Annotated in this window: 9 protein-coding genes; 2 read left to right on the top strand and 7 right to left on the bottom strand. The window is 70.0% G+C overall.

Annotated features, from left to right (window positions below):
• Positions 1-437: 437 nt before the first annotated feature.
• Entirely contained in the window at positions 438-638 is a 201-nt protein-coding gene (locus ACZ5TL_RS27170) for a hypothetical protein (protein WP_468593001.1), read from the top strand.
• A 242-nt stretch (positions 639-880) separates the two neighbouring features.
• Here ACZ5TL_RS27170 and ACZ5TL_RS27165 read toward each other — a convergent pair whose 3' ends face one another.
• From ACZ5TL_RS27165 to ACZ5TL_RS27140, 6 genes are all read right to left on the bottom strand, one after another.
• A complete protein-coding gene (locus ACZ5TL_RS27165; RefSeq protein WP_468593000.1) occupies positions 881-3715 on the bottom strand; it encodes a glycosyl hydrolase family 65 domain-containing protein in 2835 nt (944 codons plus the stop codon).
• A gap of 141 nt (positions 3716-3856) precedes the next feature.
• Entirely contained in the window at positions 3857-6124 is a 2268-nt protein-coding gene (locus ACZ5TL_RS27160) for a discoidin domain-containing protein (RefSeq protein ID WP_468592998.1), read from the bottom strand.
• Between the two features lie 105 nt (positions 6125-6229).
• A complete protein-coding gene (locus ACZ5TL_RS27155) occupies positions 6230-7099 on the bottom strand; it encodes a carbohydrate ABC transporter permease (protein ID WP_468592997.1) in 870 nt (289 codons plus the stop codon).
• A gap of 6 nt (positions 7100-7105) precedes the next feature.
• Positions 7106-8074 (bottom strand): carbohydrate ABC transporter permease, encoded by a 969-nt coding sequence (locus ACZ5TL_RS27150; RefSeq protein ID WP_468592996.1) that lies wholly within the window; start codon positions 8072-8074, stop codon positions 7106-7108.
• Positions 8075-8111: 37 nt separating this feature from the next.
• Positions 8112-9410 (bottom strand): extracellular solute-binding protein, encoded by a 1299-nt coding sequence (locus ACZ5TL_RS27145; protein ID WP_468592994.1) that lies wholly within the window; start codon positions 9408-9410, stop codon positions 8112-8114.
• Between the two features lie 67 nt (positions 9411-9477).
• The gene (locus ACZ5TL_RS27140) at positions 9478-12012 is read right to left on the bottom strand and encodes a beta-glucosidase (RefSeq protein ID WP_468592992.1); all 2535 of its coding nucleotides are present in this window, start codon (positions 12010-12012) and stop codon (positions 9478-9480) included.
• A gap of 154 nt (positions 12013-12166) precedes the next feature.
• On the opposite strand from ACZ5TL_RS27140, the gene ACZ5TL_RS27135 reads away from it, so the two are divergent.
• A complete protein-coding gene (locus ACZ5TL_RS27135; protein WP_468592990.1) occupies positions 12167-12802 on the top strand; it encodes a TetR/AcrR family transcriptional regulator in 636 nt (211 codons plus the stop codon).
• Between the two features lie 39 nt (positions 12803-12841).
• On the opposite strand, the gene ACZ5TL_RS27130 is transcribed toward ACZ5TL_RS27135, so the two are convergent.
• Positions 12842-13831, bottom strand: coding sequence for a carbohydrate kinase family protein (locus ACZ5TL_RS27130; RefSeq protein ID WP_468592989.1), 990 nt, complete (start codon positions 13829-13831; stop codon positions 12842-12844).
• Between the last annotated feature and the right edge of the window lie 187 nt (positions 13832-14018).

Raw genomic sequence — 14018 nt, 5'->3', positions numbered from 1 at the left:
CTACACCGAAGTCATCCGCCCGCGACCAGCCCGAGCATCGCGAACCCCGCGCACACCAGACCCCTGACCTGCAACGTCACGATGCACACTGCTCATTGAGGTCGCCGTGCACGATCCCAGCCAGCAGATGCCGCGCATGCGCACCCCTGACCTGAACGGCGGTACCGGGAGGCTTCGGCTGGCCCATGGTCACCAGCCTCGCCCATGCCACGACGGTCACCCGCCGGGCCTCCGGCGGCAAGACCGCGACGGCCACGTCGGCGGCCTGGGCCGCGGCGGCGGCTTCGGCGATCTCCTCGTAGGGGGAGGTCCCGGCGGAGTGTGCCGCAGCTGGGCGGTGACGAAGCGGCCGTAGCCGCCGGCGTCGACGAGGGTGAGGTCCAGGGCAGCAGCGCGCTGTCTTCGTCGCCGAGGAGCACCAGGGCGAGCGAAGGACGGTGAAGGCCGACGTCATTACCGCCTCGGAGCACGTCGTCGAGGACTCGGAGTACGACGCCATCCGCACCGCAGTCATCCGGCTGATCCGCTCCCGCGGGGATCGGCACGTGCTGGAACGGGCCACCGCGCTGGTCCCGGAGTGCGGCGTGTTCGCGGATATGGTGCAGCAGTTGCAGGGCCGCCGACGGCGTGCCGGGTGATCCGGCACAACAGGACGCTCGCAGACGCCCAGCTCCACCAGGAACGAGCCGAACGGGCACGGCCACCACCTCCGCTGGTGACGGAGGCGGTGGCCGTTCGGGGCACCCTCGGCCGGAGCACCGGATGCATCCGGCTGAGGGGCACGGTCAGTGACGGTTCGGGCTGGCCGACCGCTGTGCCGTGCAGGCCGTGCCGTGGTTACGGCGATCGCGGACGACTGCGGTCGGCGCGCCCGGCGTGTTTACGGTTCGCAGTTCGTCGCGTCGCCGGCCGGGTGCCTTGTGGGCACCTGCAGTGCTGTGCCGGGCTTGACCTTGCGCACGTCATCGCTGCCGATGCCGACTCGGACGGGGAGCGGCGGGCCGGACCGCAGGGTCAGCTTCGTGGTCTGCTGGCCGACTGACAGGTCGAACGTGCGCCCCTGCCATTTCACCCGGGTGATGTCGACGCCCGGCAGCTGCGGGGGCAGGAAGGGGTCGATGGTGATGGTGTCGGTTCCCCAGCGCATCCCGGTGAACCCGTAGAGGAACTCCTGCAGGTAGCCTCCCTGGCCGGTGGTGAAGTTGAACGCTCCGCCGTTGCGGGTCTCGTACCACTGGTTGAACGGTGCGGCCTGGTAGGGGTCCACGCTGTTCCGCATGTAGTTGTACGTCTGGCAGCCCGGTGATCCGAGGGCAGCGCTGGCGATGGTGGCGATCGCGTCCGTCATCGACGGGCCGTTCGGGTCGGTGCGCGCCTGGTAGTAGTCGAGGTCGTTCTGGGCCAGGCCGGCCGGCATCGGCACCGCCCAGGGGTATTGCAGCAGGGTGACGTCGGCCTGCTTGACGGTCTGCCCGTTGTAGCCCTCGAACTCGGGGTGGATGTTGAGGGCCGTATCCACCGGGATCTTCAGGCCGTCGGCGACCTTGCTCCACTCCGGATCGGCGGGCCGGCCGAGGATGCGGGCGGCGCTGACGGCGATACGCAGCGATGCCTGGGCGCCGGCGTTGGTGGTCACGCTGTTGTCGACGTAGTCGTGGTACTCGTCGGGGCCCATGACGTCGTTGATGTCGTATCCGCCGGCCGGGTCGGGCTCGGCGCGCGTGGCCCAGTAGTCGGCGATGTCCTTCAGCACCGGCCACGCCTTGTCCCGCAGCCACCGCTCGTCGCCGCTCGCCTGGTAGTACTGCCACTGGGCCAGGGCGATGTCGGAGTTGATGTGGATCTCGGTGTTGCCCTCGTTCCAGGGCGGCGGGGTCTCCTCCTTGCCGGTCAGCGCGCTCTGCCACGGGAACTTCGCGCCCTTGATCGGGTGGGCGGGAGTGGACAGCTCCTTGGCGGCCGCCCTGGCGGCGGGCAGCAGTTTCTGCCGGTAGGTGTTCGCGCCGCGTGCGATGTCCGGGTACTGGGCGAGCAGGGCCGGGTACATCCAGGTCTCCGTGTCCCAGAACACGTGACCGCCGTAGCCGTCCGAGGACAGTCCGGCCGGGCTGATGCTCCAGTCGACGCCGGCGCGCGTGCTTGCGAGCAGGTAGAACATGGACGCGCGGATCTGCGCGGTCATGGCGCTGTCACCGGGGATCGAGATGCTCGACTGCCACAGGCGGGACCATGCCTTGCTGTTGCGGGCGAGCGCTTGTCGGTAGCCGTCCGCGGATGCTCGGGCCGCGGTCTTCGCAGCGGCCTGCTGCGGGGTCGCGGACCGAAGCGACCGGTCGGTGTCGACGCTGGAGGCCACGCCCACGTACTTGGTGATCCGTAGCGGCTGACCGGCGCGGACCGGGATGGTCGCGCTCTGCCCGGCGGTGCCGTCGTCGGGTACGGCCATCGCCTTGGTCGGCACGGCTCGGTCGTTGACGCGGAGTACGGAGTTCAGCCCGGCGGTGACCAGCTTCCCGTCGCTCACGACGGTCTGGGACAGCGTCGCGGTCCTGCCGTCGACGCGCGCGTTCCTGGTCGAGGCGTATTTCAGTCCCTGGCCGTCGAACTGGTCCACGACGGTGGCGGTTCCGCTCCAGTGCGGGACGGCCCTCACGCTCACCGTACCCAGATGGCCGTCCGCACGGTTGGCGTTGACCTCGTAGTCGAAGCTGGTCGTGTCGCCCGCCGGGGAGGTCCAGTCGAACGACGTGCTCAGCACGCCGGTACGCAGGTCCAGCGACTGCCGGTACTTGCTGGTAGTGCCGATGGTGGCGGAGGCGATGTCGGTGGGTGGCTGTGCGCCGTCCGGGTACACCGTGAGGTAGTCGACGTTGACCCGGGCCGTGTCACCCTCCTCGACGATGATCTTGAGCGTGTTCGCGCCCGCCGTCAGCGTCACCGGCACGGTCAGCGTCGCCCAGTCGTCCCAGCCGCCCGTGCTGGGCAGGGTCAGTTGCTGGAGCGTGCCGTTGACGCCGAGGTGGATGGTCTGCGGGTCGCCGCTCCCGTTGGCGTACCGGACGGCCAGCGTTGCCTTTCCGGCGGGTGCGTCACGAATCGGGACGACGCCGGCGCCACCGACCGTCGGGTTGCCGCCATTGTTCAGGCCGGCCAGGTAGCCGCCGGCGACCGAGCCGGGATGGGACCTCTCCACGAACGCGCCGCCGGAGATCTGCCCGTACATCGCCGGGCACAGCTGGTTGAACGCGCAGGACCAGCGCCCGATCCCGTAGAGGTCACCGCCGCGGCCGAAGCCGAGCGTGGTCCAGCTCGGCAGACTGGCCCGGTCCTCGAACTTGCTGGGCAGACGGGCGTAGAAGCCGGCCAGCTGGGACTGGGTGACGATGGGCGTGCTGCTGTATCCGTGACCCGCCGCGGGCACGCGCGCGGCGAGGTAGCCGTTGCCGATGAACGTCGGGGAGTAGTTCTTCGATGTGTCGGTCGTGCTCAATACCCAGCCGTCGCCGCCACCGGCCTGGCCTGGCTCGGGTGCGGGGGACGCCGGCACTGCCGCCGTGCCCAAGAGCAGGCTGGCGAGGGCCAGCCCGACGGACGCTGTCCTCCTGGTCATGCGTGAGCGGGCATGCGGATGGACGGTCGCCGACGGCACCGTGTCCTGCGCGGCCCGGCTGCGGCCTCGGGCGCCGTATCCGGCCCGGTCGCCAGGGCTGGTCACCTTCGATACCGCGGCAGCCGCCACGGCCGTGAAACGGCCCCAGGCCGACCTGCGGCGTAAGGTACCGGACCTCACACCTGTGTCGCCTACGGCCTCGCCGTACTCCTTCATCGAAACGCCACCTCCTTGTGGGGTATGGGTTCAGGCCGACCGCGTGGTGAAGATCGCGGCGGCGCCGGCAGGCAGTCGATAGCTGTACGTTGTGCCGCCCCAACGGATGTCGAACGCCGCGGTGCCGCTGCCTGAGTTGTACGCCACCGACAGCCCGGTGCCGTCCGGCAGCTGAGCGCTCTTGCGCTGAACACCCTTGGTCACACCGGCGTTCGAGGTGAGCTTGCCGTCGGGAGCTAGGACGGAGAGGTCGTGGATGGACCACCAGCTGCCGGAGTCGGCCTTGTTGACGACGCGGATGTAGCGGGCGGTGGTGGTGGGCAGCAGGATCCGGGTCACGGTGCTGCCGGGGCCGGTGGCCATCGGCTTGCCCCAGGCGGTGCCGTCGTCGGAGGTGTACACCTCGTACTGGCGGGCGAAGTCGCCGGACGATGCGCTGGCGTCCAGGACGATCTGGTTGAACGTCTGGGCGGAGCCGAGGTCGAGCTGGAACCAGTCGCCCGGTCGCATGCCATGGCCGGCGCTCCAGCGGGTGGCCGTGTCACCGTCGATGGCCTTGGTGGGCGGGTCGTCCGAGCTGCTCGCGGAGGCCGATGCCTGCCAGCTGTCGCGGGGCAGGGCCACCTCACCGGTGGGCGGGGTGAGGGAGGCGCCGGTGGGCAGGGTGTAGCCGAGCCACTGGTCGCCGACACGTATCTGGGGCTGCCGGGTGAGCAGGCTGCTGTCGTAGGAGATCAGGGCCTTGCTGCCGTCGGGGTTGCGGAAGGGGAGGTCGACGGAGCCGATGGCGGCCGGGTCGGTGCTGCCCCGTTGGGTGCCGTCCCAGGTGAAGGTCGCGGCCGCTCCGGCGGCCAGGGTGTAGGTGAAGTGGCGCTTGCCCCAGCGGACGGTGAAGGTACGGTCGGTGGCGCCGGAGTTGTAGGTGACCAGGGCTGTGGTGCCGTCGGGGTTGGTGAACGCGACGTCCTCGACATTGCCCTTGCCGAGGGTGTTGGAGGCGACCCGGCGCGCGCCGGGCTGGACGAACTTGCTGGCCTGGGCAAGCCCCCAGTAGTCGGCCGTCGGTGTGTACGACCACGTGCCGTCGGCGTCCTGAGAGACGGTCACCACGGGGCGGCAGCCTTCGCATCCGTTGTTCCTGGGGCCGCCGTCGGTGTCCAGGGCGATGTTCCAGCGGACGACGCTCTGGGCCCAGTTGCGGGGGCCGTTGATGACGTTGTCCATGGCGCCGGCGAAGCCGCCCTCCTCGTCGCCCTCCCAGGTGCCGCCGGAGCACTCGGTCTGGAAGGCGGGCTTGCCCGGGTAGTTGTTGTGGACGACGGTCTGGTTCACGACCAGTTCGGCTGCGGCGTAGCAGTGCCAGGCGGTGCCGGTGACGTCCCGGGCGGCCGCCGGGTCGGCGTAGAAGGACTCGGGGTAGCCGGTGACGTCCCAGTTGTGGTCGTAGCCCAGGATGCGCGTGGACAGCCCCTGTTTGCGCAGGGTCGGGGCGAGGTTGCGGGTGATGAAGGTCTTCGCCTCGTCGGCGGGCAGATACATGCCGGGGTACGTGGACGGCTCGTGCAGCGGCTCGTTCTGCGGGGTGATGTAGCGCACCGGCACGCCGGCCGCCTCGTACGCCTTGAGGTACTTGGTGAAGTAGTCGGCGTACGGCTGGTAGGCGTCCGGCTTGAGCCTGCCGCCGTTCATCGAGTCGCTGGTCTTCATCCACCCCGGCGGGCTCCAGGGGGTGGCCATGACCGTCAGCTTCGGATTGAGCGCGCGGGCCTGCTTCAGCAGGGGGATGGTGTATGCCCGGTCGTGGTCGATCGAGAAGTTGGACAGCGTGGGGTCACTCTGGCCGGCGGGCATGTCGTCGTAGGAGTAGTTGCCGCTGACGGTGAAGTCGCTGGCGCCCATGGGCTGGCGCAGGATGCTCAGGCCGATGCCGTCGCGGCGGCTGAACAGGTCGCGCATCAGCGCGGCACGCTGGGTCGAGTCGAGCTTGGTGCCGACCAGCCAGGCGGAAGAGTCGGTGAAGGAAGCTCCGAAGCCGGTCATGGGCTGGTACTTGCGGGTGGTGTCCACGGTGATCGTCGAGCCGGAGGAACCGGAAGGTGCGGGTCCGGTATTCCAGGTCACCGGGGACTGCTGAGACAGGTACGTCTTGGCGGACGGGTTGGTGAGCCAGACCGACGCCTTCCCGAGGGCGGTGCCGGCGGAGGCTGGTGTGGCTGACGGGAGGACGGGGAGCGTGGCGATCAGGGTCGCGGCGGCTGCCAGGGAGGTCCGGCGCCATTGCCGGGTGGTGGTTTTCATGGTGCGGCTCCTTGCGGGCATGACGGCCGTGCACGGCGGCTCGCGTGCATGACGTGGTGCGAATCCGGCGCGCGGGAGGCGGAGGAAGGGCGCCGGAGCCATGGGTCACTTCAGGCCGGTGGTCGCGATACCGGCGACGAAGTGGCGCTGGAAGAGCAGGAAGACGATGGTCACCGGGAGGAGGACGACGACGGCGCCGGCGAGGAGGATGCCGAAGCGGGTGAAGTCCTGTCCGCTGCTGGCCAGGGCGAGGCCGACGGGGAGGGTGTACTGGCTCTCGTTCTGGGCCACGACCAGGGGCCAGAGGAAGTTGTTCCAGGAGCCGAGGAAGGTGATGATTCCCAGAGTGGCAAGGGCCGGTTTGGTCAGCGGCAGGATGATCTTCCAGAAGACGGCCAGTTCGCGGCAGCCGTCGACGCGGGCGGCGTCGATCAGTTCGTCGGGCAGGGTGGAGATGAACTGCCGCATCAGGAACACCCCGAAGGGGGTGGCGAGGAACGGCAGGATCAGCCCGAGCAGGGAGCCGGTCAGCTTCATGTTGGCCACCAGCACGTACAGCGGTACGAAGGTGACCAGGCCCGGGACCATGAGGGTGGCGATGACCACGGTGAACACGGCGCGCTGTCCGCGGAATTCGAGCTTGGCCAGGGCGTAGCCGAGCATCGAGCAGAAGATGAGGTTCCCGGCGGTGACGGCGAGGGCCACGATCACGGAGTTGGCGAACATCCTCGTGAAGTCCAGGCTGCTGAACAGTTCCTGGAAGTTCGTGAGCGTGGGGCCGGTGGGGATCAGGTCGGGCGGGATCTTGCGGATGTCGGCCTCGGGCTTGAACGCCCCGGACAGCATCCACAGGAACGGCGTGACCATCAGCAGCAGGAGGCCGCTGAGCGGCAGGTAGAGCCAGGGCCGGCCCCATTCCTGCCGGATGCGGCGGCGTCGGAGGACCTTGTCGTGAGCTGCGGTGAGGGCGCTCATGGGGCATCAGTCCTTGTCCCGCAGCATGCGGAATTGCAGCGCGGTGAGAGCGATGATGAGGACGAAGACGACGTAGCCGGCCGCCGAGGCGACGTCGTAGTTGCCGTTGCCGAACTGCTTGTAGGCGTACAGGGTGGTCGACAGGGTCGAGTCGAGCGGTCCGCCGTCGGTCATGACGAACGGCTCGTCGAAGAACTGCAGGTAGCCGATGCCGGTGGTGACGGCGGTGAGGAGGAGGGCGGGGCGCAGGAGGGGGAAGGTGACCCGCCAGAACCGCTGCCAGGCTCCGGCGCCGTCGAGTTCGGCGGCCTCCATCAGGGACTGGGGCACGGACTGCAGGCCCGCCAGCATGATGATCATGACCGTGCCGAGGTTGCGCCATACGGCCATCACGATCATGACGGGCAGGGCGAAGCGGGTGTCGGCCAGCCAGGCCGGGCCGTCGATCCCGAACCAGGCGAGGACGGTGTTCACCAGGCCTGTGTGGGGTTCGAGGAGGGTTTTCCACACCACGGCGACGGCGACGATGCTGGTGATCACCGGCAGGTAGAACCCGACCCGGAAGACGGCCCTGAAGCGACGGATACCGCTGTCGAGGGCGACCGCCGCGGCGAGCCCGGCAGCCAGCGTCAGGGGCAGGGCCGCCAGGACGAACACGGCCGTGTTGCGCAGAGCGGTGAAGAACTGCGGGTCCTCGAAGAGCCGTACGTAGTTGTCGAAGCCGACGAACGACACGTTCAGCGGGGTGCGCAGGTCGGCGCTCTTGGTGTCGGTCAGGCTCATCAGCGTCGACCAGACGACCGGCAGCAGCATGAAGGAGAAGAACAGGGCGAGGAACGGGGCGGCGAGAACCCACGCGGCGCGGGCCTGCCGACCCCGTGCGGAGCTCCGTCGCGGCGTAGGAGCGGCCGCCGGTTGCTTGCCGGCGGCGGCCCACTTCCGGGTGCCCTGCCCGGTAATGGTGCTGGTGGGCATGGTTGTCATCCGTCCGTACGAGGGATGCAGCGGCGCTTCAGCGGCCGGTGCCGATGCTGGTGGCCTTGGACTGCAGGGTCTTCTGCACGTCGGCGACGGTGGCCTTGCCGTAGGCGAGCTTCTCCAGCTCGGAGTCGATGGCGTCGGCGATCTGCTGCCAGGTGGTGATCGCCGGGGGCGCCTTGGTGACCTTCAGCTGGGTCTCGAAGGCGGCCATCTTCGGGTTCTTGGCGAGGTCGCCCTCCGACCAGGAGTCGACGGCGGCGGGAAGGTTGCCGGAGGCGTCCGCGTACTCGGCCAGGTTCTTCGGCTCGGTGAGGAACCGGACGAACTTCCAGGCCGCGTCGGCGTTGTCGGCGTCCTTGAAGACCGCCAGGTCACTGCCGCCGGCCAGGCCGGCCGCCTGTGTGCCCTTGGGCAGCGGCATAGTCTGCCACTTGCTGTCCAACTCGGGCGCGTTCTTGTGCAGGTCGCCGCCGGTGCTGGGGCCCTGCTGCACGGTGCAGATCAGCCCGTTCTGGAGGTTCTGGCGGGCGTCGGTCTTGTCGTTCGGCGTCAGCTTGTCCTTGAAGAAGCCGCTGTAGTACTCCAGCGCCTTGGTGACCTCGGGCGAGTCGAACGTGAACTTCTTCGCGTCGGCGTCGTAGATGTCACCGCCCTGCTGCCACACCATCGGCAGCCAGAACAGCCAGGAGTTGAAGCCGACCTGCAGCTGAGTGGCGTTACGCAGCTTGGCGTTCTGCTTGCCCGCGGTGGCCTGGATGGTCTTGAGGTCCTTGAGGTAACCGTCCCAGTCACCGGCGGGAGCGCCCTTGATGCCGGCCTTGGTGGTGATGTCGGTCCGGTAGTAGATCACCGACGTGTCCGCGATGAACGGGACACCGTAGGACGTGTCCTTGTACTTCGTGGTGTCCCACTGGCCAGGGAAGAACGCGGACTCCTTGAACGAGGCCGGGGTGGCCTGGAAGCCCTTCATGGAGGCCATCTCGGCCATCCAGGTGGAGCCGATCAAGGACATGTCCGGGGTGTTGCCACCGGCGATCGCGGTGGTCAGCTTCTCGTGCGCGGCGTCCCACGGCACCGCGGTGATCTGCACCGTCACGTCCGGGTTCTGCTGCTCGAACTTCTTCGCCAGGCTCTGCAGATCCTTGTCGGCCTTGTCGCCCATGGACCACATGACCAGCTTGCCCTTGGCCTTGCCGCTGCTGATCTTCGCCGGAGCGTTGTCGGCGGCCGAGGAGTCATCGCTGCGGCCGCAGCCGGTGGCCAGCAGGGCCGCCACGACGGTGGCGCAGGCTATCTGGAGGGTTCTGGTGGTGGGACGTGTGGTGCGCATGGTTGCGGCTCCTTGCGGTCGCGCGGACGGGGCGCGTGGGGCGAAAGGGACGGGCGAGCCGGGAGGCTCAGACTGCGGGGTGCAGGCGGCCGTCGTCGACGGTGACCTCGGCGGTGAGATGTGGATCACGGCTGGAGCGTCCGACGTGCAGGCGGTAGCGGCCGGGCGGAGTACGCCACGCGCTCGCCTCGCTGTCCCAGATCCGGAAGACGCGGGCAGGCACGCACATTTCGGCGGTGACGCGGGCGGCCGGTTCCGCCTGGACCGTGGCGAACCCGGCGAGCAGGCGCACCGGCCGGTCGGTACCGTCCTGCGGAGGCTCCAGGTAGACCTGGACGACCTCACGGCCGACCCGGGGGCCGGTGTTGGTCAGTTCCACGGTCAGGCTGAGCCCGTCTCCGCCCGCGGGGCAGGGCAGATCGGCGGAGACGGGAGTCGAGGAGAGGGACACGGACTCGTACGTCCACTGGCTCCAGCCCAGACCGTGGCCGAACGGGAAGGCCGGGACGAGCCCCGCCCGGTCCCAGGCCCGGTGACCGACGTGGACGCCCTCGCTGTAGTCCACGATGCCGTGGCGAGGGCGGGCGTCGGGGACGGGGACGTCCTCGGTACGGGCGGGCAGTGTCCACGGCAGGCGACCCGCCGGCTCGGTACGACCCAGCAGTACGTCGGCCAGGGCGTGTCCGGCCTCCTGGCCCGGCAGCCATGACCACAGCAGGGCGGGAGCCTCGTCGGCCCAGGGCAGCAGCACGGGGGCGCCGGCGTTGACGACCACGATGGTGCGCGGGTTGGCGGCGATCACCTTGCGGACCAGGTCGTTCTGGTGGCCGGGCAGATCGAGGCCGGTGCGGTCCCAGCCCTCGGACTCCACCTCCTCGTTGGTGCCCACCACAACCACGGCCACGTCGGCCGCCTGGGCCGCGGCGGCGGCTTCGGCGATCTCCTCGTACGGCGTCGGACCGGGCGGTGCGTGCCGGACCTGGCCGGTGACGAAGCGACCGTACCCACCGGCTTCGACGACGGTGAGGTCCAGGGCGAGCGCGAGTCTGCGCCCTTCCGGACCCACCTCGATGTCGATCCCCCGCTGCGGCGGATGGTTGTGGCTGGACTCCAGCACCAGCTCCACACCCCGGTCGTCGTCCCCGGCCAGGACCTCGTCGCCGTCGATGGTCACGCTGAAGCGCCCCGCACAGCCGAACTCCAGGCGGTGCGTCCCCGGTTCGGTGAGAGTCAGCACCGTGCGCAGTAGCACCCGGTGGGTTTCCGGGGCGAAGCCGTCGTACATGGTCCAGTCCCCGGTGGCGCGGACCTCGCTTGCGATGAGGTCGCCCCCGGCGTCCAGGTGGTCGGCGCGTACGCCCGCCGCGCCGGTGTCGGGATCGGTGGGCAGCTCGGCGGAGGCGTGCGGCAGACGCAGGCGGGCATCGCCGCCACGGTGCACGGTCAGCCGGACGTCCTCGGGGAGTGCGGCGCGCAGCCCCTCCTCGTACGACACCGTGCGCACCGCCGGGACGAACGCGCTGCCGCCGCCCTGGAGGTACGGAGCTACGGCGTTGGGGCCGATCAGGGCGACACTGCGGATGCCGTCCGGCGTCAGTGGCACCAGGTCGGCCTCGTTGCGGAGCAGTACTGTGCCGCTGGCGGCGACCTCGCGCAGCAGTTGGTACTCCTCCGCAGCGGGCTCCGCCGAGACGGTGGCCGGCTCCGGCTCGTCGAGCGCACCGACGTGCCGGGCCAGGCGCAGCAGCCGCAGCACCTTGTCGTCGACGGTCTCCTCGGCCACGTCGCCCGCGCGCACCGCCGCCGCGAGGGCGTCACCCCACGGGCCGTCGGGACCGGGCATCACAAGATCCAGACCGCCGACCGCGGAGGCCGTGGTGGACCGGGTCGCGGCCCAGTCGCTGACCACGGGCCCGGAGAAACCCCACTCACCCTTCAGCACCTCGCGCAGCAGCCGTGCGTTCTCGGTCATCGGCGCCGCCACGGTCCCGTCGTCCAGGCCCGAGTACGCGGCCATCACACTCCACGGCTCGGCTTCGGAGAGGACCTGCTCGAAGGGAGCGAGGTAGACCTCCCGCAGCGTCCGCTCGTCCAGCCGGGCGCGGTACTCGGTGCGGTCGGTCTCGGAGTCGTTGGCTACGAAGTGCTTCAGACAGGCGCCCACACCCCGGCTCTGCAGGCCGCGTACGACGGCGGCGGCCAGGGTGCCGGTGAGCAGCGGGTCCTCGGAGAAGTACTCGAAGTGCCGCCCGGCGACCGGGGTGCGCTGGAGGTTGACCACCGGCGCCAGCACCACGTCGACGCCCTTGCGGCGGGCCTCGACGGCGAACAGCTCCCCCAGCCGCTCGGCGAGTTCGGTGTCCCAGGTCGCCGCCAGCGCACTCGGTGCGGGGGCCAGCAGCCCGGTCTCGTCAGGGTCGCCGCCGGTCCCCCGCACGCCTTGCGGGCCGTCGGACATCGTCACCGCGGACAGCCCGAGCCGGGGCTCGGCCGGGAGTCTCCACAGGTCGGCGCCGGTCAGGAGGCGGATCTTGGAGTCCAGGTCCAGGCCGCGGACGCGGTCACGGAGTTCGGTGTCATCAGGGAGGGCAGGGCGGCTCATGCTCGTCCTTCCAGGCCGCGGTGCGGCACGAAGCGGGCGGAACGGGAGCAGGAAAGCACACTTACTAAGTACTTAGTAAGTTCTTGTGCCGAAGTTCTTTCCCCTGTTTGATCGGACCGTGACCACTGATCGAGAGCCCCGTAGACTCCACACGATGAGCGAGAGCACGCCGAACGGGAAGCCGCAGCCTCGTACGGGGAAGAGCCTCAAAGCCCAGCAGCGACGGCAGGAAATCCTGCGGATCGCCATGGACACCTTCGCCGCACGCGGCTACAACAACGCCTCCCTGCAGGAGATCGCCGACCGGGCCGGAGTCACCCAGGCCGGCGTCCTGCACTACTTCCGCTCCAAGGCCCAGCTGCTCACCAGCGTCCTGGACCTGCGTGACGCCACCGACATCGACCAGCTCGGCCCCGACCGCCCTCAGGGCCTGGCCTTCCTGCGCCACCTCGTCGACACCGTCCGCCGCAACACCGAACGCGAAGGCATCGTCCGCCTCTACGCCGTGCTCTCGGCGGAAAGCGTCACCGAGGGACACCCCGCGCAGGGCTACTTCCGCGACCGCTACGCCGGCCTGCGCGTCATGGTCACCGAAGCCCTCGCCGAAGCATCCGAACTCGGTGAGACACGCCCCGACCTCAACCTCGAAGAGGCTGCCACGGCGATCATCGCCGTCATGGACGGCCTCCAGGTCCAGTGGCTGCTCGCCCCCGAGTCCGTCGACATGACGGCCGTGACAGATCGGGTCGTCACCGCACTCCTGGCCGAGTTCACTACCCGAACCGCCTGATACCCGGCGGCAGTTGTCGCCGGGGGCGCGTACGCGAGTTCAGGCGTGCGGCATGAGTCGTTCGGCCTCGGGCTCCAAGAAAGCCGGGACCGTGCGGGGAGGGTTCGCGCCGGGGACGGAGCAGGTCAGGGCGGCGACGCGGGCAGCGAAGGTGCAGGCGTCGGTGAGGTCCGCGATGCTCAGCCCGTCGAGTCGTCCGCCGAGGTGTCCGAGGGCTGCGAGGCGGTGGAGCAGGCCGGCGGTGAAGGAGTCGCCCGCGCCGACGGTGTCGACGACGTCGACGGGCGGAGCGGGCACGGTGACGCGGTGGCCGTCGAGGGACGCGAGGGCGCCGCGTTCGCCGAGGGTGATGACCACGAGCCGCACGCCGGCGGCGTGCCAGGTGTCGCACGCCTGCTCGGGGCCGGCGCCGGGGAGGAGCAGGGCGAGGTCGTCCTCGCTGAGGCGGAGGATGTCGGCCAGGGCGCACCAGCGGGAAATGCGCTCGCGGTAGACGGCGGGCGGCACGAGCAGGGGGCGGACGTTCGGGTCGATGGACACGGTGACGCGCTCGCCCGCGGTGGCGAGGTGGTCCTCGATTCGGCTGCCGCCGGGTTCACGGATCAGCGCCAGCGAACCGGTGTGCAGGCAGACGGTGTCGTCGTGAGCGTTGGCGGCGAGCTCGTCGGCGGCCCACTGCCAGTCGGCGGTGTTGTCAGCGTAGAAGGTGTAGGCCGCCTGGCCGGTGTCGTCGAGGGTGGCGATGGCGAGCGTGCTGGGCTCGGGGGTGGTCACGCTGCCGCTCAGGTCGACGCCGGAGTCAGTGAGGCGGCGACGGAAGAGGGTTCCGAAGGCGTCCTGGGAGAGGCGGGCGCGGAAGCGGGTGGGCGTGCCGAGCCGGGCGAGCGCGACGGCGGTGTTGGCGGGGCCGCCGCCGGGCAGGACGCGCAGGCTGAGTTCGTCGCAACCGGATCGGGTGGGGTCGGTGAAGGCGTCGGCGACGCACTCGCCGACGACGGTGACCGTGCCGGAGGATGCGGGTCTGGCCATGGTGAGGGTCTGCCTCTCTGGGAAAGCCACGGGTGCCGCGCACGGGCTGCCGAGGGCCGCGTGGGACGTGCGGTCGGTGCTGGTTGTCTGCTGATCGTCCGGTGGGTACGGGCTGGCGGAGGTCGCTGGACCGGTGGCTTGGTGCGCCGGCTCACTGGCCGGTTCGCACACGCTTCTGCGCTGCCGC

It is taken from the genome of Streptomyces sp. NPDC033136, from assembly GCF_055578235.1.
The sequence above is the reverse complement of the archived record's forward strand: the minus strand, read 5'-3'. Positions and strand labels throughout refer to the sequence as shown.